At 58.8% G+C, this 20,495-nt stretch carries 29 protein-coding genes; 25 read left to right on the forward strand and 4 right to left on the reverse strand.

Features of this window, described 5'->3' with window-relative positions; genetic code table 11:
* Positions 1 to 8 precede the first annotated feature (8 nt).
* The 18 genes from rpmC (at position 9) to rplQ (ending at position 9,955) form a co-directional block, all read left to right on the forward strand.
* Positions 9 to 209: a 50S ribosomal protein L29 gene (gene rpmC, locus HB780_RS14120; RefSeq protein ID WP_183692771.1), complete on the forward strand. Its 201-nt coding sequence runs from the start codon at positions 9 to 11 to the stop codon at positions 207 to 209.
* Positions 210 to 221: 12 nt separating this feature from the next.
* Positions 222 to 506, forward strand: a complete 285-nt coding sequence (gene rpsQ, locus HB780_RS14125; protein WP_183692773.1) for a 30S ribosomal protein S17 — start codon at positions 222 to 224, stop codon at positions 504 to 506.
* A gap of 179 nt (positions 507 to 685) precedes the next feature.
* Positions 686 to 1,054 carry a 50S ribosomal protein L14 gene (gene rplN / locus HB780_RS14130; RefSeq protein ID WP_003573790.1) on the forward strand — a complete coding sequence of 123 codons (369 nt, stop codon included), beginning with the start codon at positions 686 to 688 and terminating at the stop codon, positions 1,052 to 1,054.
* 12 nt (positions 1,055 to 1,066) lie between these two features.
* Positions 1,067 to 1,375, forward strand: a complete 309-nt coding sequence (gene rplX / locus HB780_RS14135) for a 50S ribosomal protein L24 (RefSeq protein WP_183692775.1) — start codon at positions 1,067 to 1,069, stop codon at positions 1,373 to 1,375.
* Positions 1,368 to 1,925: a 50S ribosomal protein L5 gene (gene rplE, locus HB780_RS14140; RefSeq protein WP_047454392.1), complete on the forward strand. Its 558-nt coding sequence runs from the start codon at positions 1,368 to 1,370 to the stop codon at positions 1,923 to 1,925. Before rplX ends, rplE begins: the two co-directional genes overlap by 8 nt.
* A gap of 33 nt (positions 1,926 to 1,958) precedes the next feature.
* Complete coding sequence (rpsN, locus tag HB780_RS14145; protein ID WP_183692777.1) at positions 1,959 to 2,264, forward strand: 30S ribosomal protein S14; 306 nt, start codon at positions 1,959 to 1,961, stop codon at positions 2,262 to 2,264.
* A gap of 12 nt (positions 2,265 to 2,276) precedes the next feature.
* Entirely contained in the window at positions 2,277 to 2,675 is a 399-nt protein-coding gene (rpsH, locus tag HB780_RS14150; protein WP_007690778.1) for a 30S ribosomal protein S8, read from the forward strand.
* A gap of 42 nt (positions 2,676 to 2,717) precedes the next feature.
* The gene (gene rplF, locus HB780_RS14155; RefSeq protein WP_183692778.1) at positions 2,718 to 3,251 is read left to right on the forward strand and encodes a 50S ribosomal protein L6; all 534 of its coding nucleotides are present in this window, start codon (positions 2,718 to 2,720) and stop codon (positions 3,249 to 3,251) included.
* Positions 3,252 to 3,263: 12 nt separating this feature from the next.
* Positions 3,264 to 3,626 (forward strand): 50S ribosomal protein L18, encoded by a 363-nt coding sequence (gene rplR, locus HB780_RS14160; RefSeq protein ID WP_047454397.1) that lies wholly within the window; start codon positions 3,264 to 3,266, stop codon positions 3,624 to 3,626.
* Between the two features lie 129 nt (positions 3,627 to 3,755).
* Complete coding sequence (gene rpsE, locus HB780_RS14165) at positions 3,756 to 4,325, forward strand: 30S ribosomal protein S5 (RefSeq protein ID WP_183692780.1); 570 nt, start codon at positions 3,756 to 3,758, stop codon at positions 4,323 to 4,325.
* A 13-nt stretch (positions 4,326 to 4,338) separates the two neighbouring features.
* Positions 4,339 to 4,551, forward strand: coding sequence for a 50S ribosomal protein L30 (gene rpmD / locus HB780_RS14170; RefSeq protein ID WP_183692782.1), 213 nt, complete (start codon positions 4,339 to 4,341; stop codon positions 4,549 to 4,551).
* Between the two features lie 16 nt (positions 4,552 to 4,567).
* The gene (rplO, locus tag HB780_RS14175) at positions 4,568 to 5,047 is read left to right on the forward strand and encodes a 50S ribosomal protein L15 (protein WP_183692784.1); all 480 of its coding nucleotides are present in this window, start codon (positions 4,568 to 4,570) and stop codon (positions 5,045 to 5,047) included.
* A gap of 225 nt (positions 5,048 to 5,272) precedes the next feature.
* Positions 5,273 to 6,613, forward strand: coding sequence for a preprotein translocase subunit SecY (gene secY, locus HB780_RS14180; RefSeq protein ID WP_183692786.1), 1,341 nt, complete (start codon positions 5,273 to 5,275; stop codon positions 6,611 to 6,613).
* Positions 6,610 to 7,260: an adenylate kinase gene (locus tag HB780_RS14185; RefSeq protein ID WP_183692788.1), complete on the forward strand. Its 651-nt coding sequence runs from the start codon at positions 6,610 to 6,612 to the stop codon at positions 7,258 to 7,260. The genes secY and HB780_RS14185 overlap by 4 nt, the downstream gene beginning before the upstream one ends.
* A gap of 218 nt (positions 7,261 to 7,478) precedes the next feature.
* Positions 7,479 to 7,847, forward strand: a complete 369-nt coding sequence (rpsM, locus tag HB780_RS14190) for a 30S ribosomal protein S13 (protein WP_047454406.1) — start codon at positions 7,479 to 7,481, stop codon at positions 7,845 to 7,847.
* A 133-nt stretch (positions 7,848 to 7,980) separates the two neighbouring features.
* Positions 7,981 to 8,370, forward strand: coding sequence for a 30S ribosomal protein S11 (gene rpsK / locus HB780_RS14195; protein ID WP_183692790.1), 390 nt, complete (start codon positions 7,981 to 7,983; stop codon positions 8,368 to 8,370).
* 103 nt (positions 8,371 to 8,473) lie between these two features.
* Positions 8,474 to 9,484: a DNA-directed RNA polymerase subunit alpha gene (locus HB780_RS14200; protein ID WP_047454415.1), complete on the forward strand. Its 1,011-nt coding sequence runs from the start codon at positions 8,474 to 8,476 to the stop codon at positions 9,482 to 9,484.
* Positions 9,485 to 9,532: 48 nt separating this feature from the next.
* Positions 9,533 to 9,955, forward strand: a complete 423-nt coding sequence (gene rplQ / locus HB780_RS14205; RefSeq protein ID WP_007690793.1) for a 50S ribosomal protein L17 — start codon at positions 9,533 to 9,535, stop codon at positions 9,953 to 9,955.
* Between the two features lie 112 nt (positions 9,956 to 10,067).
* Here the strand turns inward: rplQ and HB780_RS14210 are convergent, their stop codons facing one another.
* Positions 10,068 to 10,625 carry a DinB family protein gene (locus HB780_RS14210; RefSeq protein WP_183692793.1) on the reverse strand — a complete coding sequence of 186 codons (558 nt, stop codon included), beginning with the start codon at positions 10,623 to 10,625 and terminating at the stop codon, positions 10,068 to 10,070.
* Positions 10,626 to 10,727: 102 nt separating this feature from the next.
* Here HB780_RS14210 and HB780_RS14215 point away from each other — a divergent pair, with 102 nt between their 5' ends.
* Positions 10,728 to 11,324 (forward strand): TetR/AcrR family transcriptional regulator, encoded by a 597-nt coding sequence (locus tag HB780_RS14215; protein ID WP_183692795.1) that lies wholly within the window; start codon positions 10,728 to 10,730, stop codon positions 11,322 to 11,324.
* 62 nt (positions 11,325 to 11,386) lie between these two features.
* Here HB780_RS14215 and HB780_RS14220 read toward each other — a convergent pair whose 3' ends face one another.
* The gene (locus tag HB780_RS14220) at positions 11,387 to 12,256 is read right to left on the reverse strand and encodes a DUF817 domain-containing protein (protein ID WP_183692797.1); all 870 of its coding nucleotides are present in this window, start codon (positions 12,254 to 12,256) and stop codon (positions 11,387 to 11,389) included.
* Between the two features lie 242 nt (positions 12,257 to 12,498).
* Between HB780_RS14220 and HB780_RS14225 the strand changes: the two genes are divergently transcribed.
* From HB780_RS14225 to HB780_RS14245, 5 genes are all read left to right on the forward strand, one after another.
* Positions 12,499 to 12,894 (forward strand): ribosomal maturation YjgA family protein, encoded by a 396-nt coding sequence (locus HB780_RS14225; RefSeq protein ID WP_286203105.1) that lies wholly within the window; start codon positions 12,499 to 12,501, stop codon positions 12,892 to 12,894.
* A gap of 101 nt (positions 12,895 to 12,995) precedes the next feature.
* Positions 12,996 to 13,472, forward strand: coding sequence for a MarR family winged helix-turn-helix transcriptional regulator (locus HB780_RS14230; RefSeq protein ID WP_183692801.1), 477 nt, complete (start codon positions 12,996 to 12,998; stop codon positions 13,470 to 13,472).
* Positions 13,469 to 15,541, forward strand: coding sequence for an FUSC family protein (locus HB780_RS14235; protein WP_183692803.1), 2,073 nt, complete (start codon positions 13,469 to 13,471; stop codon positions 15,539 to 15,541). Before HB780_RS14230 ends, HB780_RS14235 begins: the two co-directional genes overlap by 4 nt.
* 4 nt (positions 15,542 to 15,545) lie before the next feature.
* On the forward strand, positions 15,546 to 15,755 hold the full coding sequence (locus HB780_RS14240) for a DUF1656 domain-containing protein (protein ID WP_183692805.1): 210 nt from the start codon (positions 15,546 to 15,548) through the stop codon (positions 15,753 to 15,755).
* Positions 15,752 to 16,648, forward strand: coding sequence for an efflux RND transporter periplasmic adaptor subunit (locus tag HB780_RS14245; RefSeq protein ID WP_183692806.1), 897 nt, complete (start codon positions 15,752 to 15,754; stop codon positions 16,646 to 16,648). Before HB780_RS14240 ends, HB780_RS14245 begins: the two co-directional genes overlap by 4 nt.
* 9 nt (positions 16,649 to 16,657) lie before the next feature.
* On the opposite strand, the gene msrQ is transcribed toward HB780_RS14245, so the two are convergent.
* Positions 16,658 to 17,314, reverse strand: coding sequence for a protein-methionine-sulfoxide reductase heme-binding subunit MsrQ (gene msrQ / locus HB780_RS14250; RefSeq protein ID WP_183697135.1), 657 nt, complete (start codon positions 17,312 to 17,314; stop codon positions 16,658 to 16,660).
* Positions 17,311 to 18,258: a protein-methionine-sulfoxide reductase catalytic subunit MsrP gene (gene msrP / locus HB780_RS14255; protein WP_183692807.1), complete on the reverse strand. Its 948-nt coding sequence runs from the start codon at positions 18,256 to 18,258 to the stop codon at positions 17,311 to 17,313. Before msrP ends, msrQ begins: the two co-directional genes overlap by 4 nt.
* Before the next feature lie 345 nt (positions 18,259 to 18,603).
* On the opposite strand from msrP, the gene ilvD reads away from it, so the two are divergent.
* Complete coding sequence (ilvD, locus tag HB780_RS14260; RefSeq protein WP_183692808.1) at positions 18,604 to 20,442, forward strand: dihydroxy-acid dehydratase; 1,839 nt, start codon at positions 18,604 to 18,606, stop codon at positions 20,440 to 20,442.
* The last annotated feature ends 53 nt before the right edge of the window (positions 20,443 to 20,495 follow it).

The raw sequence follows: 20,495 nt of genomic DNA on the forward strand, positions 1-20,495 counted from the left end.
AGAAGCTCATGAAAGCCGCAGATGTTCGCGCCCTGAGCGCCGACCAACTCAAGGACGAGCTTGCCAAGCTGAAGAAGGAGCAGTTCAATCTGCGCTTTCAGAAGGCGACTGGTCAGCTTGAGAAGTCCTCGCGCATCGACGAAGTCCGCAAGGATATCGCTCGCGTGAAAACCATTGCCCGCCAGAAGGCGGCAGAAGCAAAGGCCTAAAGGAAAAATAACATGCCGAAGCGCATTCTGCAGGGCGTCGTGGTCAGCGACAAGAACGAGAAGACGGTAGTTGTCCGCGTTGAGCGTCGTTTCGCTCACCCGCTGCTCCAGAAGACCGTTCGTCGTTCCAAAAAGTACAAGGCCCACGACGAGAACAATCAGTACAAGGTCGGCGACAACGTTTCCATCGAGGAATGCGCGCCGATCTCCAAAGACAAGACCTGGACGGTCGTTTCCGCCCAGTCAAGTAACAGAATTTCGCTCAGGCCCTTGCGTCTGGGCGAAATATCTGTATGAAGCACGAGCTTGGAAGCAGGACGCTCGAGTACGAGCGTTCTTTTGCTTTGTTGATGGCTGGCAAAGGTAACCCTTGTGGTTCCAAGCGCTGGAGAAATCAGACAAGAGACTAGTCCATAAGCCGGGGTAGGGGGTCGTTAGACCCAACCATTCCGGTAACAACAAGAAGGCGACCTGACATGATTCAGATGCAAACAAACCTCGACGTGGCGGATAATTCCGGCGCACGTCGTGTCATGTGCATCAAGGTGCTGGGCGGTTCGAAGCGCAAGTATGCCTCGATCGGCGACGTTATCGTCGTTTCGATCAAGGAAGCCATTCCGCGCGGCCGCGTGAAGAAGGGTGACGTGATGAAGGCGGTTGTCGTTCGCACCGCTAAAGACATCCGTCGTCCGGATGGCAGCGTTATCCGCTTCGATACCAATGCAGCAGTCCTCATCGATAACAAAAAAGAGCCGATCGGCACCCGTATCTTCGGACCGGTTCCGCGCGAACTTCGCGCTAAGAACCATATGAAGATCATCTCGCTCGCTCCAGAAGTACTGTAAGGGAGCGGAGCGATGAAAAAGATCCGTAAAGGCGACAAGGTTGTCGTATTGGCCGGCAAGGACAAGGGCCGTACCGGCGAAGTCATTCTAATGCTGCCGAAGGAAGACCGTGCGGTCGTCCGTGGCGTCAACGTCATCAAGCGCCACCAGCGCCAGACGCAGACCCAGGAAGCTGGCATTATCAGCAAGGAAGCCTCGCTTCACCTGTCCAACCTCGCAATCGTCGACAAGGACGGTAAGCCGACCCGCGTCGGTTTTCAGGTTGTAGACGGCAAGAAGGTCCGCGTGGCGAAGACCTCGGGAGAAGTGATCGATGGCTGAGGTAAAGTACGAGCCGCGGCTCAAGAAAGAATACGTTGCCCGCATTCGTGCGGCGATGCAGGAGCAGTTCTCCTACGCCAACGAAATGCAGATCCCGAAGCTTGATAAGATCGTGATCAACATGGGCGTGGGCGAAGCAACGGCTGATTCGAAGAAGCCGACTGTTGCTGCCGCCGACCTTGCAGCGATTGCCGGCCAGAAGCCGGTTATCACGCATGCTCGCAACTCCATCGCAGGCTTCAAGGTCCGCGAAAATATGCCAATCGGCGCCAAGGTAACCCTTCGCGGCGCCCGCATGTACGAGTTTCTGGATCGTCTGATCAACATCGCGCTCCCGCGCGTTCGCGACTTTCGTGGCCTGAACCCGAAAAGCTTTGACGGTCGTGGCAACTTCGCCATGGGCATCAAGGAACACATTGTGTTCCCTGAGATCAACTACGATAAGGTTGATCAGATGTGGGGCATGGACATCATCGTTTGCACGACGGCGACCGCGGATGACGAAGCTCGGGCTCTTCTGAAAGAGTTCAACTTCCCGTTCCGTCAATAACCGTAACGACGAGCGTAGAAAAGGAACCTAAATATGGCGAAGACAAGCGCAGTTGAAAAGAACAAGCGCCGCCGCAATACGGTTGCCACTCAATCCGCGAAGCGGGCTGCTCTGAAGGCAACCATCATGAACCAGTCTCTCCCGATCGAAGACCGGTTCAAGGCCACACTGAAGCTGGCATCGCTCCCGCGCGATGGATCGAAGACTCGTGTTCGCAACCGTTGCGAAATTTCGGGCCGCCCGCGCGCCTATTACCGCAAACTGCGCATGTCGCGTATTGCGCTGCGTGAACTCGGCAATTTCGGCAAGGTGCCGGGCATTGTCAAGTCGAGCTGGTAAGGAGCAGATTAGATGACTATGACTGATCCTTTGGGCGATATGCTCACACGCATCCGCAATGGCGCTTCGCGTCGCAAGTCGTCGGTTTCGACGCCTGCTTCCAAGCTCCGTGCACGCGTTCTCGATGTTCTCCAGGCTGAAGGCTACATCCGTGGCTACTCTGTCGTCGATTTCGGCAACGGCAAGTCTGAGCTCAGCATCGAACTCAAGTACTATGAAGGCTCATCGGTGATCCGCGAGATCGGCCGAGTGTCTAAGCCGGGCCGCCGAGTTTATGTCTCGGTTAAGTCCATTCCGCAGGTCGCGAACGGTCTCGGTATCATCATCCTTTCGACTCCGAAGGGTGTGATGGCCGATCACCAGGCTCGTGAACAGAATGTTGGTGGTGAGGTTCTTTGCTCGGTCTTCTAAGACCGAACATGGATCTCCTTCGAAACAGACAGGTTTGAAAAAATGTCTCGTATCGGTAAGAAGCCCGTTCAGGTGCCTGCAGGAATCACCGCCTCGGTTGATGGCCAAAAGGTGACTGCTAAGGGCCCCAAGGGCGAACTGTTTTTCGTTGCTAACGACGAAATCGGTCTCAAGCTGGAAGATAATGCAATTGTCGTAACGCCGCTTAGCAACTCCAAGGATGCTCGTTCGAAGTGGGGCATGTCCCGCACGATGATCGAAAACATCCTGAAGGGTGTTAAGGACGGCTACGAGCGGAAGCTCGAAATCAACGGCGTCGGCTACCGTGCCGCCCTGCAGGGCAAGAACCTGCAGCTCGCGCTCGGATTCAGCCACGACGTGGTTTATGAGCCGCCGGAAGGCATTACGATTGCTGTGCCGAAGCCGACGGAAATCGTCGTCACCGGCATCAACAAGCAGCAGGTCGGCCAAGTTGCCGCTGAAATCCGCGAATACCGCGGTCCTGAGCCTTACAAGGGCAAGGGCGTTAAGTATGCCGGCGAGCGGATCGTCCGCAAAGAAGGCAAGAAGAAGTAAGGATCACGCGAAATGGCTAGCAGGAAAGAAGCACTTGCACGTCGTGCCAACCGCGTGCGTCGTCAACTTAAGTCGGTGGCCAATGGCCGCCCGCGCCTGTCGGTTCATCGCTCGTCGAAGAACATCTACGTCCAGGTCATCGATGATGTGGCCGGCAAGACGCTTGCGTCTGCCTCCACCCTCGACAAGGATCTGCGCGGTTCTCTGAAGACCGGTGCCGACACCGCAGCCGCCGCCCTCGTTGGCAAGCTCGTAGCCGAGCGTGCTTCCAAGGCAGGCGTCAAGGAAGTCGTGTTCGATCGCGGCGCCTTTATCTACCACGGCCGTATCAAGGCCTTGGCTGAAGCAGCCCGCGAAGGCGGCCTGTCCTTCTGATCAAGTTTCCGGTCGGCCGCTTTAAGCGTCGACCGGATATTCACCGGACCGCAAGTTTCCCCTTAGGGGGAGGGCATGCGGTCCTTGTCGTTTGCCGATTGCACCCGGAAAAGAAAAAGGAAGAGGACAATGGCACAGGAAAAGAGGGGCTCGCGGGATGACCGTCAGAGCCGTGACGAGCGCGATAGCGAATTCGTCGACAAGCTGGTAGCGATCAATCGCGTCGCCAAGGTTGTAAAGGGTGGCCGCCGTTTCGGTTTCGCCGCTCTCGTCGTTGTTGGTGACCAGAAGGGCCGCGTAGGCTTCGGTCATGGCAAGGCACGCGAAGTGCCGGAAGCCATCCGTAAGGCCACCGAAAGCGCCAAGCGCGACCTGATCTTCGTACCGCTGCGTGACGGCCGTACGCTGCATCATGACGTCCATGGCCGTCATGGCGCCGGCAAGGTTCTGCTGCGCTCGGCCAAGGTCGGTACCGGTATCATCGCCGGCGGCCCGATGCGCGCTGTTTTCGAAACGCTCGGCGTTCATGACGTCGTTGCGAAGTCGACCGGTTCGTCGAACCCTTACAACATGGTTCGCGCCACGTTCGACGCCCTGAAGCACCAGGTTCACCCGAAGGACATCGCAGCTCAGCGCGGCATCAAGTATGCCACTCTGCAGTCTCGTCGTTCCGCTTCGGGCAATGCCTCCGAAGAATAAGGGAGTTTGACCTATGGCCAAGACGACCAAGAAGGCTAACGCCAATGCGACCGTTACGGTCGAGCAGATTGGCAGCCCCATCCGCCGTCCGGATGTTCAGCAGAAGACGCTGATCGGTCTCGGACTGAACAAGATGCACCGTCGCCGCACGCTGGAAGATACTCCAGCTGTCCGTGGCATGATCCGTGCAGTCCAGCATCTCGTTCGCGTTGTCGAAGAGAAGTGAGCCGGAGGTATTCGCTATGAAATTGAATGAGATCAAGGATAACGAAGGCTCGACCCATAGCCGCAAGCGCCTCGGCCGCGGCATCGGCTCCGGCACCGGTAAGACCGGTGGCCGTGGTGTGAAGGGTCAGAAGTCCCGTTCGGGCGTTGCTATCAACGGCTTCGAAGGCGGTCAGATGCCCATCTACCGTCGCCTGCCGAAGCGCGGTTTCAACAACATCTTCGCTTCCGATTATGTTGTCGTGTCGCTGGAGCGCATCCAGACCGCGGTTGACGCTGGCAAGCTCGACGCTACGAAGACCATCGATGCTGCCGTTCTCAAGGCTGCCGGTGTGATTCGCCGCGTCAAGGACGGCGTTCGGGTTCTCTCGGACGGTGAACTGAAGGCGAAGCTTTCGCTGGAAGTTGCCGGCGCCTCCAAGTCGGCGGTCGAAAAGATCGAAAAGGCTGGCGGTTCCATCAAGCTGCTCGCAGCAGCAGCTGCTGTCGCAGAATAATCTTATCAATAAGTCGCCCGGGGTGCTTCACACCGGGCGATTTTGCTCCCATATGAGAGCCTCACGAACCTGAATGATGCAACTGTGTCTTTCTGGTGAATAACGGGAACCCAGGGTGAGGCATTCGATTGCAGTGCAATCCGTCCGAAGCCCGGCTTTTGAACAATTTGACAACTGATTCCGGACCCGGCCGATTTTGCCGGAATTGGTAGTGCGGAGATTTGCATGGCTTCTGCAGCGGAACAATTGGCGTCCAATCTCAATTTCTCGACCTTTGCCAAAGCCGAGGATCTCAAGAAGCGCTTGTGGTTCACGCTCGGTGCTCTCCTCGTTTATCGACTGGGGACACATATCCCGCTTCCGGGCCTCAACCCGGCGGCTTACGCCCAGGCTTTCTCGAATCAGTCTGGCGGCATTCTCGGCCTCTTCAACATGTTTTCCGGCGGCGCCGTCCAGCGTATGGCGATTTTCGCGCTCGGTATCATGCCCTACATCTCCGCTTCGATCATCGTGCAGCTCATGACCTCGGTCGTGCCGGCGCTCGAAAATCTGAAGAAGGAAGGCGAGCAGGGCCGCAAGATCATCAACCAGTACACCCGCTACGGCACCGTGTTGCTCGGCGCATTGCAGGCCTATGGCATTGCGATCGGCCTCGAGCATGGCAATGGCGTTGTTCTTGATCCGGGCTGGTTCTTCCGTATTTCCACCGTCATCACGCTGCTCGGCGGCACGATGTTCCTGATGTGGCTTGGCGAGCAGGTTACCTCGCGTGGTATCGGCAACGGTATTTCGCTGATCATCTTTGCAGGCATTGCAGCCGGTCTGCCGACGGCACTTGCCGGCACGCTCGAACTCGGCCGTACCGGCGCTCTGTCGACGGGCCTCATTCTCCTCGTGCTTATCGTGGCTGTTCTGGTCATCGCGCTGATCGTCTTCGTTGAGCGCGCCCAGCGCCGCCTGTTGATCCAGTATCCGAAGCGCCAGGTCGGTACCCGCATGTTCCAGGGTGACACCTCGCATCTGCCGCTGAAGCTCAACACCTCGGGCGTTATCCCAGCGATCTTCGCATCGTCGCTGCTGCTCCTGCCTGCGACCATCGCCGGTCTTGGCACCAACACGGCACTGCCGGCCTGGGTCACCTCGATCGTTGCGGCTCTTGGTCACGGCCAGCCGCTCTACATGGTACTCTACGCCGCCCTGATCGCCTTCTTCGCCTTCTTCTATACCGCCCTGGTCTTCAATCCGAAGGACACGGCCGACAATCTGAAGAAGCATGGTGGCTTCATCCCGGGCATCCGTCCGGGCGATCGCACCGCCGAATATATCGACTATGTGCTCACCCGCATCACGGTTATCGGCGCTCTCTATCTCGTCTTCGTCTGCATTCTGCCCGAAATTCTTGTGTCCCAGACCGGTATTCCGTTGGCTCTGGGTGGCACTTCGCTTCTGATCGTGGTTAGCGTAACGCTGGATACGGTGGCACAGATTCAGGGTCACCTGATCGCACAGCAATACGAAGGCCTGATCAAGAAATCGAAGTTGCGTGGAGGAAAGAGGGGGCGATGAGATTGATACTTTTAGGGCCGCCGGGTGCAGGTAAGGGAACCCAGGCCCAGCGTATCGTGGAAAAGCATGGCATTCCGCAGCTTTCCACGGGGGATATGCTGAGGGCTGCCGTGGCGGCCGGGACTGAAGTAGGTAAGCGCGCCAAGGCCGTCATGGACGCCGGCAAGCTTGTTTCAGACGAGATCGTCAATGCCATCGTGTCCGAGCGAATCGATCAACCGGATTGCGTCAAGGGGTTCATCCTCGATGGTTTTCCGCGCACGCTCGTTCAGGCTGATGCGACGGAAGCGATGTTGAAGGCGAAGGGTCTTGGGCTCTCCGCCGTGATCGAGATCAAGGTCGATGACGCCGTGCTCGCCGATCGTATTTCGGGCCGTTATACCTGCGCCAACTGCGGCGCTGGCTATCACGACGAAAACCTGAGGCCGAAGGTGGAGGGTGTGTGTGACCGTTGCGGTTCCACCCATTTCAAACGTCGGGCCGACGACAACAGAGAAACGGTCGTCGAGCGCCTGCAGGTCTACTACAAGGAAACCTCGCCGCTCATCGGCTACTATTATGCCAAGGGCAAGCTTCAGTCGGTCGATGGCATGTCGGATATCGAACATGTGACGGCCGATATCGAGGCAATCCTCTCTAAGCTTTAGACAGCTTAAAATAAACTTGCCGGGAGCGGTTGCTTTTTTGCACTGATTCCGTTAAACACCGCGCCAACTCGCGACATACCAAGCGATCGGCGCGGATTTCCATCGGGAAGTCCGGGTACGGTCGTTTTGACGTGTTGCGGACGTAATCGAACAAGCAGCTCCCGGGCTGCATAACAAAAGCCCTTTGCTTCGGCAAAAGGAATGCAAGGAGAACAGGCGTGGCTCGTATCGCTGGCGTCAACATCCCGACCGCAAAGCGCGTAGTTATTGCGCTTCGCTACATTCACGGGATCGGACCGAAGTTTGCACAGGAAATCTGCGAGAAGGTCGGTATTCCGGCTGAGCGTCGCGTCAACCAGTTGACGGACGCTGAAGTTCTGCAGATCCGCGAAACCATCGATCGCGATTATCAGGTCGAAGGCGACCTTCGTCGTGATACTTCGATGAACATCAAGCGTCTGATGGACCTTGGCAGCTACCGTGGCCTGCGCCATCGTCGCAGCCTTCCGGTTCGCGGCCAGCGCACCCATACCAATGCCCGCACCCGCAAGGGTCCGGCAAAGGCTATTGCTGGTAAGAAGAAGTAATCTCCGGGAAACCGGATGTGGGAGGCTGGCGGTCTGCGCCGGCCTCTTTTGAGTTTGGAATGGCGCTAGTTCGGCGCCGCTCCGGTGGAGCCGCTGGTATTACGGCGGTGCAGAGATCCAAGAAAGGACTACCATGGCCAAGGAAGCCGTACGCGTTCGCCGTCGCGAGCGTAAAAATATTTCGTCGGGCGTTGCGCACGTCAATTCGACCTTCAACAACACGATGATCACCATCACCGACGCACAGGGCAACACGATTGCCTGGTCGTCCGCTGGTGCCAAGGGCTTTAAGGGTTCGCGCAAGTCGACCCCGTTCGCTGCCCAGATCGCTGCTGAAGACTGCGCCAAGAAGGCCCAGGAACATGGCATGAAGTCGCTGGAAGTTGAAGTTTGCGGTCCGGGTTCCGGTCGTGAATCCGCTCTGCGCGCGCTCCAGGCTGCTGGTTTCATGATTACGTCCATCCGCGACGTAACGCCGATCCCGCACAATGGTTGCCGCCCGCGCAAGAAGCGCCGCGTCTGATCATCGCCACTCACGACACCGGCCGGCGCACAAGTGTCCGGCTCGGTGCTTTTCAAGCTCGGTTGTCACGATTGGATGGTGACAACGAACGGAAGGCAAGAATATGATTCAGAAAAACTGGCAGGAACTGATCAAGCCGAACAAGGTCGAGTTCACCTCGAGCGGCCGTACCAAGGCAACGCTTGTGGCCGAACCGCTGGAGCGTGGCTTCGGCCTCACCCTCGGCAACGCGCTGCGTCGCGTTCTGCTGTCTTCTCTGCGCGGCGCCGCTGTGACGGCCGTGCAGATCGACGGCGTACTGCATGAGTTCTCCTCTATCCCGGGCGTCCGGGAAGATGTGACGGACATCGTGCTGAACATCAAGGAAATCGCCATCAAGATGGATGGCGATGATGCCAAGCGCATGGTTGTCCGTAAGCAGGGCCCGGGCGTCGTAACGGCTGGCGATATTCAGACGGTCGGCGATATCGAAATCCTCAACCCCGAGCATGTCATCTGCACGCTCGACGAGGGTGCCGAAATCCGCATGGAATTCACCGTCAATAACGGCAAGGGCTATGTCCCGGCCGATCGTAATCGTGCGGAAGATGCTCCGATCGGTCTTATCCCGGTCGACAGCCTTTATTCGCCGGTCAAGAAGGTGTCCTACAAGGTAGAAAATACCCGCGAAGGACAGGTTCTCGACTACGACAAGCTGAGCATGTCGATCGAAACCGATGGTTCGATCACCGGTGAAGATGCTGTCGCTTTCGCGGCTCGCATCCTCCAGGATCAGCTTGGCGTGTTCGTCAACTTCGACGAGCCGCAGAAGGAAGCCGAAGAAGAAGCAGTTACAGAACTTGCTTTCAACCCGGCGCTCCTAAAGAAGGTGGACGAACTGGAACTGTCTGTTCGCTCGGCAAATTGCCTGAAGAACGACAACATCGTCTATATCGGCGACCTCATTCAGAAGACCGAAGCAGAGATGCTCCGCACGCCGAATTTTGGTCGCAAGTCGCTGAACGAAATCAAGGAAGTTCTCGCTTCCATGGGTCTGCACCTCGGCATGGAAGTGCCGGCATGGCCGCCTGAGAACATCGAAGATCTCGCCAAGCGCTACGAAGACCAATACTAACCAATCAAACTGCAGGTGGATCTAGCCTGCAAGTGAAGGAGAATAGCAATGCGCCACGGTAAAGCCGGCCGCAAGCTGAATAGAACCGCTAGCCACCGTAAGGCGATGTTCGCCAACATGGCGGCTTCGCTTATCACGCATGAGCAGATCGTTACCACCCTGCCGAAGGCGAAAGAAATTCGTCCGATCGTCGAAAAGCTTGTCACCCTCGGCAAGCGCGGCGACCTGCACGCTCGTCGTCAGGCCATCTCGCAGATCCGCGACGCTGTTGTCGTTGCCAAGCTGTTTGATGCGATTGCAACGCGTTACGCCACCCGCAACGGCGGCTACCTGCGCATCATGAAGGCCGGCTTCCGTCAGGGCGACAATGCCGCTCTCGCAGTCGTCGAATTCGTTGATCGCGACACCTCTGCCAAGGGCGCAGCCGACAAGGCCCGCGTTGCTGCCGAGGAAGAAGCCGCAGCCGCTTAAGGCTCGCTTCGGATAAAAATCAAAAGGCCGGATGAGCGATCATCCGGCCTTTTTCTGTTTAGCCTGAACTGGTTGGACGCGTAATCCAAACCAATGAGGTCGCGAGCAAGGCCTATAATAGAAGAGCGAGATCCTCGGTGAGGGAGCTTATGACAGACACATTTGCCTGTTGTCGGCGGGAAGGCTCGGTTTGGTGAAGGTAGACCGCAAAAGTGTCCCACGGCGGCGTGATGGAAAGTTGCGCCAGGATGCGACCGGCCTCACCTCTATGGTATCCGCCATGGACGACAACGTGGGTCAGCATTTCCTCGCGCGACATGTAGCCTCTGTCTCCATCGGTAAACACGAATGGCAGAGATTCCGACAACCGCTCGGCCGTCATCGTTTCCAGATAGTCAAGATACCATTCGTCGGATGCAATAACGGCCGCGCGAAGGTCTTTCAGGGCAGGGGAACCCGGCGTATTGTCTGCGGAAAAACCATGCTTTTGCCTGACAAGGTGCGCCGCGAATATTCGGTCGACGATATAGGAGTGGTTGATCAACCGCGTTGCGGCATGTCGTTCTTCGCCATGCAATTCGGGATCCAGGTCCGCGATGCTTTGCAGTAGCTCGCTATTGGCCCAAGCCTGGTATTTGAAAAGGGTGCGGAGCAGTGGCAATGCGCTCATAATTTGGGTGCCTTTATCGTTTCGGAAAATGTGAGTAAGGTGTTCACATATTCCCGGGACAAGGCACGCATGTCTACTCGCATTAAAAAGCCGCGATCTCCGATGCGAAAACAGCCGAGCCAGGCCCGTTCTCGCGCGACCGTCGATGCCATCATTCAGGCAGGTGCTCGCATTTTGGCCGATCGAGGATGGGCCGGGTTCACGACCAACGGGGTCGCCGATGTTGCCGGCGTCAGCATCGGTTCGCTGTATCAGTATTTTCCGGACAAGCTTTCTCTGGTCGAAGCGATCCGCCGTCATCACTTCGATGAAGTCTTGGCGGTGATGCGTGGGACGAGGAAAGGCGAGCGATCGCTGTCGCAGCAGGTTGAAGCTCTCGTGCAAGGCATGATCGAAGCGCATAGCGTCAATGCGGACCTGCACAGAGTGCTTCTGGACGAAGTGCCCGGCCACGATGGTTCTTCCAGGCGAGCTCATGACGCTTTTCTGGCGGAATATCAGGACCACTATAAGGCGTTTGTCGCTTCCTATGGCAACAGCGATGGCAGTTCGAACGCCGAAATTGTTGCTCAATTGCTATCCGGTGCGGTCGAAGGTGTGATCCATAGTGCAGCTCGAAAGGGAATACTCAGCTCGCCGGAGCTGAAACAGGAGCTCATCTTGATGATCTGCGCATACTTGCGTCGCCCAGATTTTTGAAGGCGTTGCCAACGTGTAACGCGATCACACGCCAGCGCGGATATCCATCGATGAGGCTCCACCTAGGCCGGAATATGTACATGTTTCTTGATGTGTTTCAGATTGGCGACGATGGTGAAGATCATGATGACGAGAAGCGACCAGGAGCTCCATTTTCCGATGTGGACCGCGGACCAGGCGCCGATCTGATTTGGATATCTCCAGATGCCGAAAAAGGTGCTGATGTTCTCTGCGAGCCAGATGAAGAAGCCGATCAGGATGAAGGACAGCAGCAGTGGCATGCGGCGATCGCGGTCGTAGGGGCGGAAGACGACTGTCGAGCGCGCATAGAGCCCCAGCGTGCAGGCCACAATATACCAGCGATAATCGCCGATATAATGATGCGTGAAGAAATTGGCGTAGATCGCGACCGCCATCAGGCCCGCCATCCAATAGGGGGGATGATGCTTGATGCGCAGGTCGAAGAGGCGCCACGCCTGGATGATGTAGCTGCCGATGGCGGCATACATGAAGCCGGAAAATAGCGGGACGCCGAAGAGCTTGGTGTAGGCGAAATCCGGATAGGCCCAGGATTGTATGCTGCCCGACGTTTTGAAAACTTCGAGTGCAAAGCCAACGACGTGGAAGAGGCAGACTGCCTTCAACTCGTCGACGGTTTCCAGCTTCGCCCAGACCATCCCGATTTGAACGGCGAGCGCAATGATCAGCAGGACGTCATAGCGCGGGATGCCTAGGATCCCCGCGTGCGGAACCGTGAAAATTGCCAGGAAAAACAGCCCTACGAAAAGACAGGCGCGTGCCTCCTTGATGCCGAAGAATAGGAATTCGACGGCAAACCGGCGGACACCCTTCAGATCGGAACAGGCAGGCGCGCGGGTGAGATAGTTATCGAGAGACGGCAGAAGCTTTTCCAGTGCAGCAGCTTTGGACATTTCAATGTTTCTCACGCTTGGCGCTGATGACGTCTCGGATGCCAATGCTGATGACAGGAAGAGCGTGGCGAAATTACAGCTCAACATTGTGTCGGTACCCGTGAATTTTCCGTATCCAGAGCCGCTCGGCATGCTCTTGCTTTTCATCGGGATGGCGGGCTACCTGCGTCAAAGGTTGATGCCTGCTTTGCCTGTGAGGGACGACGTTGGAAGTCCAAGAAAAAAGCTCATCGAGAAGAGTATTGCTGCTTTCCACCCTAGCCCTGACCATCGCCTGTGGTCTCGCGCTCAGGCGGTTTGGATACGAAGCGCATCTGCCTTTTGCGGTCGTCAAATATGGCGGCTCGATCCTGTGGGGATCGATGGTCTATCTTCTGTTGGCGTCGTTACGGGTCACTACGAAACCTGGAAAGATCGCCATGGCGGCAGCGTTGATTGCCATTTTCGTCGAATTTTTCCGGCTGGTTCATACGCCGTGGCTGGACGCCTTTCGATTGACGACGGCAGGTGCGCTATTGCTGGGGCGGGTGTTTTCCCTGTGGAACATATTGGCCTATGCCGCGGGGATAGGGGCAGCTCTGGCGCTTGATGCCGCCTTTCCGGCGAGCAGGGGAGTTCGGCAGAAACCTGCCGCGTGACGCAGTACCCGTCTTCCACCGCATAGCTGCCTTTCCGTTTTGGCAGGCTCATTTCGTCCATATCGTTTGAATCATAACTAATTTAATGCTAATAGATAGCCATGAAATCGTTTAACGCCCTGCAGCGCATCTTCACAGCCAATCTCCTGTCGACCGGCCGCCAGTGGCGGAAGGTCGTTGATCTTGTCCTGAGTTCCCACGGGATCTCGGAGGCGTCCGCCGCTCCTCTATTGTGGATCGGCCGTCTCGGCGGCGGAGTGCGGCAGGTGGTTCTTGCCAATTACGTCGGTATCGAAGGCCCGTCGCTAGTGCGGTTGCTCGATCAGCTCGAAAGTCTCGGGCTTGTCGTGCGCAAGGATGATCCGACAGATCGTCGGGCAAAAGGCTTGTGGCTGACCGCCGAAGGCGAGGCGCTTGCGGCGCGCATGGAGGAGACACTGGACGAATTGCGGGGCAGGATCCTCGCCAATGTCGACAAGGCCGATATCGAAGCCGCGATCCGTGTGTTGCAGGCCTTCGAGGATTTCGAGGCGCCGAAGGCATCTGGAACCAATCAGCAGCGCGAGGAAGCGCTATGAGCCTCCCGTCCTGGCGTGACTGGCTGTTTTCCGGCAAGGCCTTTGTGGCGGCCATGCTCGCGCTCTTCATCGCATTGTCGCTGGATCTCCCGCGGCCTTATTGGGCCATGGCAGCCGTCTATGTCGTTGCCAATCCGCTTGCGGGGGCAACCAGCTCGAAAGCGCTCTATCGCGCGCTCGGCACGCTGCTCGGAGCGTCCGCCGCCGTCTTTTTCGTTCCGCTCTTCGCCAATGCGCCTATACTTCTTTCCATCGTCATCGCGCTATGGACGGGTACGCTGCTGTTCATATCGATGCTCGACCGGACCTCGCGCAGCTATGTCTTCATGCTGGCCGGTTACACGCTGCCCATGATCGCCTTGCCGACGGTCGGCTCTCCGGAAACCGTCTTCGATGTCGCGCTCGCTCGTTCCGAGGAAATTATCATCGGCATTGTCTGCGCCAGCGTCGTCAGCGCCGTCTTTTTCCCGACCAGCGTGCGCTCGGTCCTCGGTCAACGCATCACGACATGGCTCGATGATGCCGGCAGCTGGGCCGATGAAATCCTGCGCGGGGAGGGTGCGTCACCCGCCACGCCCTTGAAGCGGCAGAAGCTTGCCTCGGATGTCACTGGACTTGACCTCATCATCAGCCAGCTCGGCTATGATGCGGATAGCCGTGATATCGTCCGTCACTCCCGCGAGCTGCGCGGCCGTCTCCTGATGTTGTTGCCGCTCTTCTCATCTCTGGCCGATCGCCTGCATGCGTTGAAGGCGAGGGAGAAAGTACTGCCTCCCGAACTCCTCGCGGTCATGAACGAAGTGGCCGATTGGTTAAGCAAGGGTGGCAAGAGCGAAGCCGACACAACGGCCATAGTCCTCTCCGGAAAGATCGACGCTTTGCAGAATGCCGATCCCGATCTGAGCTGGGATGATCTCGTGCTGTCCAGCGCGCTCGCCCGGCTGAAGGAGATCGTCGATCTGTGGCAAGATTGCCTGACGCTGCGCAATGAGATCGTCGTTGGCAAGCGAGCTGGTTCCTGGCTCCCTGCCTTTCGCCATCGTGATGTCGTCGGACGCAACCGGCACTATGACTATGCGCTGCTGGCCTTCTCAGCCGGATCGGTCGTCGTCGGCATCTTCGTGGCCTGCCTGCTCTGGATATTCACCGGCTGGGAAGACGGCGCCGGCTTCGTGACCATGGCGGCCGTCGCCTGTTCCTTCTTCGCAGCGCTCGACCGTCCGGCGCCGTTCATCACCTCGATGTTCGTCTGGACCGCATTCAGCCTGGTGATCGCCTTCGTCTATATCTTCGGCATATTGCCTGGCATCAACAGCTACGAACTGCTCGTGCTGGCTTTCGCGCCGCCCTTCCTGGTGATCGGTCTGCTGATACCGCGGCCGCAATCGAACATGCTCGCCATGCTGCTGACGGTGAACGGCGCCACCTTCATCGCGCTGCAGGATCACTATACGGCCGATTTCAGCACCTTCATCAATGGAGCGGTCGCTGCTCTGGCGGGCGTCGGCTTCGCGCTGGTCTGGACGCAGCTGACACGGCCGTTCGGCTCCGAACTCGCCGCTTCGCGGCTGGTGCGGGCTGGCTGGAGCGACCTTGCCGAAACCGCCACCGGTGCGCGGCGACGCGATCATGCTCGTCTGTCTGGCCGCATCCTCGATCGCCTCGGTCAACTCGTTCCGCGCCTTGCCGCCGTCGAGGACCGCGAGCTGAAAAAGGTCGACGGCTACGCCGATGTTCGCCTCGGTTTCAACGTGCTGATGCTTCAGAAGGAACGCGTGCAGCTGACTACCACGAGCGCTTCGTCGGTCGGCACGGTTCTCTCCGGCGTCGCGGATTTCTATCGCTCGCGGTTGAAGGTGGGGCAGGCTATCGATCCATCGGATGGATTGCGCCAGTCGATCGACAACAGCCTGGAGGCCATCGCGCTCCGGGATGGGTCGGTGGGTCGTTCGAGCCTCGATGCCCTGGTCGGCTTGCGCCGAGCGCTCTTTCCCCATGCCGAGCCGCCGCAAAGCTGGCAGCCGCCCATGTCTGATACATCTTCACCTCTTTCCATTGCCGCCGAGTGACATCATGCCTGCAGAATTCGATCTTTATGGCGTCTATATCCCACGCCTCCTCGTCCTCATGCTGGTGGCGCTGCTCGCCGTCATTCCCCTCCGTCGCCTTCTCGCAAGGGTCGGGGCCTATGCCCTGGTCTGGCATCGCGGTCTCTTCGATCTCGCGCTCTACGTCCTGCTGCTTGGCGCCGTTTCCTCACTCTCCCGTTGGTACTTCACATGAACACGTTCAAAATGATTGGCCGTATCGCCGTTACCCTTGCCTTTGTCGTCGGAGCCGTCTTCGTCGGCCGCGAACTCTGGGGGCATTATATGGATGAGCCGTGGACGCGCGACGCGCGCCTGCGCGCCGATGTCGTCGGCATCGCGCCGGATGTCGCTGGTCTCGTTAGCGACGTGCTGGTCAAGGACAACCAGACCGTCAACAAGGGCGACGTCCTCTTCCGCGTCGACCGGGAGCGCTTCGCCATCGCGCTGGCGCAGGCCGATGCTGCACTTGAAAGCAGCAAGGCCGCGCTCGATCAGGCCCACCGCGAAAACCAGCGGCAGTCCCGCCTCGGCGACGCAGGTTCCCTGCAGCAGAAGGAGCAGGCACTGACCGCCGAACAGCAGGCCGATGCGGCCTTCCGCCAGGCGCAAGCCAGTCGCGATCTCGCCCAGCTCAATCTCGATCGCTCCGAGGTTCGTGCCACCGTTAACGGCAGGATCTCGAACCTGAGCCTGCGTCCAGGCGACTATGTGACGGCGGGCAGCGCCGAAGTGGCGCTGATCGATAGCGATTCCCTGCGCGTCGAGGGTTATTTCGAGGAAACCAAACTTCCGCGCATCCATGTCGGCGATACCGTTTCCATCCATCTGATGGGCCAGACGGAAAAGCTGACCGGCCACGTCGAAAGCATCGCCAACGGCATCGAGGATCGCGAGCGCACATCCGGCAGCATGCTTGCCAATATCACGCCGACCTTCAGCTGGGTTCGCCTGGCGCAGCGCGTGCCGGTGCGCATTGCGCTCGACAAGGTGCCAGACGGTACCAAGCTGATTGCCGGCCTGACGGCGACCGTCGAGATTTCCGACGGTCAGCAAAAGCAGGCTTCGCTCGGAACAACGGTCGAATAGCCTCTTGCGTCACGCAGCCTTTGATCGAGCAGAGGCAGATGGTTTCCGCGCCGCCCTGCGTCTCTCCATCATGATCGGCCGGTATGACCGGTAGAGGATCATGGCGATCAGCAGGCCGATATAGATAAATTGCTCCAGCGACAGGACCTTGGTCGACAGCGCGAAATGCAACGCGCCGCAGGCGGCGATGATATAGACCAGCCGGTGCAGCCAGATCCATTTCTTGCCGAGGCGCTTGATCGAGAAACTATTCGAGGTCACGGCCAGCACCAGCAACATCACCAGTCCGGCCATGCCGAACATGATGAAGGGCCGCTTCAGCACGTCGTCGACGACCGCCTGCACGTCGAGCGCCTGGTCGAGGATCATGTAAACAGCCAGATGCATCAGCGCGTAGTAGAAACAGAGCAGGCCGAGCGCGCGGCGATAGCGCAGATAGTTCCAGCCGAACAGATCGCGCGCCGGGGTGACGGCGAGCGTCAGCAGCAGGAAGCGGATCGCCCAGAGCCCGAGGAACAGCTCGAAGGTCTTCACCGCGTCGGCGCCGAGCTGGTCGGTGGCGCCGAGATAGAATTCCCATACCGCCGGTATCAGCGCGACGACATAGAGCGCCCAGACGGAGGCCGGTTGCCAGCGTTTCGGCAAGGCGAGGGACAAGGCCATCAGAAGTTCGCCCTCAGATCCATGCCGGCATAGAGGCTGGCGACCTGGTCGGCATAGCCGTTGAAGGGCAGGGTGGGGTGGCGGTTGGCGCTGAAGAAACCACCTTCGCCGATGCGGCGCTCGGTTGCCTGGCTCCAGCGCGGATGGTCGACCGCCGGATTGACGTTGGCGTAGAAGCCGTATTCCTGGCTGTTGGCGACCTGCCATGTATTCATCGGCTGCTTGTCGGTGAGCGTGATACGCACGATCGACTTGATGCCCTTGAAACCATATTTCCAGGGTACGACGAGGCGGATCGGCGCGCCATTCTGGTTCGGCAAGGTCTCACCATAGAGTCCGACGGCCAGAAGCGTCAGCGGATTGCGGGCTTCATCGAGCCGCAGACCCTCGACATAAGGCCAGTCCAGCGACTGGAGAAGGCCTGACTGGCCCGGCATTTCCGAGGGCCGCACGACCGTCTCAAAGGCGACGAATTGGGCGCTGCCGAGCGGCTCCACCTTGTCGAGCAAGGCTGCCAGCGGAAAGCCGTCCCAAGGAATGACCATCGACCAGGCTTCGACGCAGCGCATGCGGTAGACACGCTCTTCCGGCGGAAATTCCTTGATCAGCGCGTCGATGTCGAAGGTGCCGGGCTTGCCGACCATGCCGTCGACCTTGATAGTCCAGGGACGCGGTTTGAAGCTGCCGGAAAGCTTTGCCGGGTCAGCCTTGTCGAGCCCGAATTCGTAGAAATTGTTGTATGTGGTGACATCCTTGATCGGCGTCAGCTTCTCGTCCACCGTATAGTTGCTCTTCGTCGCGGTCAGCGGATCCGCCAAGGCAGCCTTGCCGCCGGCGATGGCCATACCGGCTCCAGCCGCCGCCGTCAGGAATTCCCGGCGCCCGAGATAGATCGAGCGCGGCGTGATCTCGGAGGAGGTGATTTTTGGCGGGCGATAGGAAGGCATGCTATAGTCCTTTCAGCGATCGTAGAGATGATACGACCTCTACGTACGGGACGCACGATTTGTTACGGTCTTACGCCGGTATTTCTTCCGAACGGAAACCAATTTTTTGTGTCTGTCCGTGATCGAAGAAACGGCTTGCTCACGTGTTCACGTCATTTGGCCGATGAATACGCCCGACAAACGGCCCGAGGCTGGGTTTGCCCTTGCGGCGTACCGGATTCGGCTGAGTTGATAGTGACAGTCCGGCGCGATTGGATTAGGACAATTCCAAAAAGCAGGAATGTCGGCGCTCCCTTTTGGGGACGGCCGGCGCCTCACAATTTCCGAGACGACGAGGAATACACCATGCCAGCTTATCGTTCCAGAACCACAACCCACGGCCGCAACATGGCGGGCGCACGCGGCCTTTGGCGCGCCACGGGTATGAAGGACAGCGATTTCGGCAAGCCGATCATTGCGGTGGTCAACTCCTTCACGCAGTTCGTGCCGGGTCACGTCCACCTGAAGGATCTCGGCCAGCTCGTCGCGCGTGAAATCGAAGCGGCCGGCGGCGTCGCCAAGGAATTCAACACGATTGCCGTTGATGACGGCATTGCCATGGGCCATGACGGCATGCTCTATTCGCTGCCCTCGCGCGAGCTGATTGCCGACAGCGTCGAATACATGGTCAACGCCCATTGCGCCGACGCCATGGTCTGCATTTCCAACTGCGACAAGATCACCCCTGGCATGCTGATGGCGTCGCTGCGCCTCAACATCCCCACGGTCTTCGTCTCCGGCGGCCCGATGGAAGCCGGCAAGGTCATCATGCACGGCAAGAAGGTCGCGCTCGATCTGGTCGACGCCATGGTTGCCGCTGCCGACGACAAGATCAGCGACGAGGACGTCGCGATCATCGAGCGTTCGGCCTGTCCGACCTGTGGTTCCTGTTCCGGCATGTTCACCGCCAATTCGATGAACTGCCTGACGGAAGCGCTCGGCCTGTCGTTGCCCGGCAACGGCTCGACGCTCGCCACCCATTCGGACCGCAAGGAACTCTTCCTCGAGGCCGGTCGCCGTATCGTCGCTCTCGCGAAGCGCTACTACGAGCAGGACGATGTCACGGCACTGCCGCGGACAATCGCCAGCAAGGGTGCGTTCGAGAATGCCATGGCGCTCGATATCGCCATGGGCGGCTCGACCAATACCGTTCTGCATATCCTCGCGGCGGCGCATGAGGGTGAAATCGATTTCACCATGGATGACATCGATCGCCTGTCTCGGCGGGTTCCCTGCCTTTCCAAGGTGGCCCCGGCCAAGGCAGACGTTCACATGGAAGACGTGCATCGCGCCGGTGGTATCATGGCGATCCTCGGCGAGTTGAACCGTGCCGGGCTGTTGAATGCCGATCTGCCGACCGTCCACGCCCCGACGCTGGGCGATGCGCTGGCGCAATGGGATATCGCGGTTACCGACAACAAGGCGGCTCTGGAGCTCTTCAGCGCGGCCCCTGGCGGTGTCCCGACGCAGGTTGCCTTCAGCCAGAGTGCGCGCTGGGAAGAGCTTGATCTCGATCGTGAAAAGGGTGTCATCCGCGATGCCCAGCATCCGTTCTCCAAGGATGGCGGTCTCGCCGTCTTGAAGGGCAATCTGGCGCTCGATGGCTGCATCGTGAAGACCGCCGGCGTCGATGAATCGATCCTGAAATTCTCCGGTCCGGCCAAGGTCTTCGAAAGCCAGGATTCGGCGGTCAAGAGCATCCTCAGCAATGAGGTCGTGGCCGGCGACGTCGTGGTCATCCGCTATGAAGGCCCGAAGGGCGGCCCGGGTATGCAGGAAATGCTGTATCCGACCAGCTACCTGAAGTCCAAGGGCCTCGGCAAGGCTTGCGCGTTGATCACCGACGGTCGTTTCTCCGGCGGCACCTCGGGCCTCTCCATCGGCCATGCCTCGCCGGAAGCGGCAAACGGCGGCACGATCGGCCTGGTGCGCGAAGGCGACATGATCGACATCGATATCCCGAACCGCACGATCAGCCTGCGCGTCGACGAGACGGAACTCGCAGCCCGCCGCGAAGCCCAGAACGCCAAGGGCTGGTTCCCGACCGAAAAGCGCAAGCGCAATGTCACGACGGCGCTGAAGGCCTATGCGGCCTTTGCGACCAGCGCGGACCGTGGTGCCGTCAGGGATCTGAGCGGCAAGTAATCTCGACCATCTAAGACAAGCGCAAAACCCCTGATTACACATCAGGGGTTTTG

Origin of the sequence: Rhizobium lusitanum, assembly GCF_014189535.1 — a bacterium.
Classification (GTDB): Bacteria; Pseudomonadota; Alphaproteobacteria; order Rhizobiales; family Rhizobiaceae; genus Rhizobium; species Rhizobium lusitanum_C.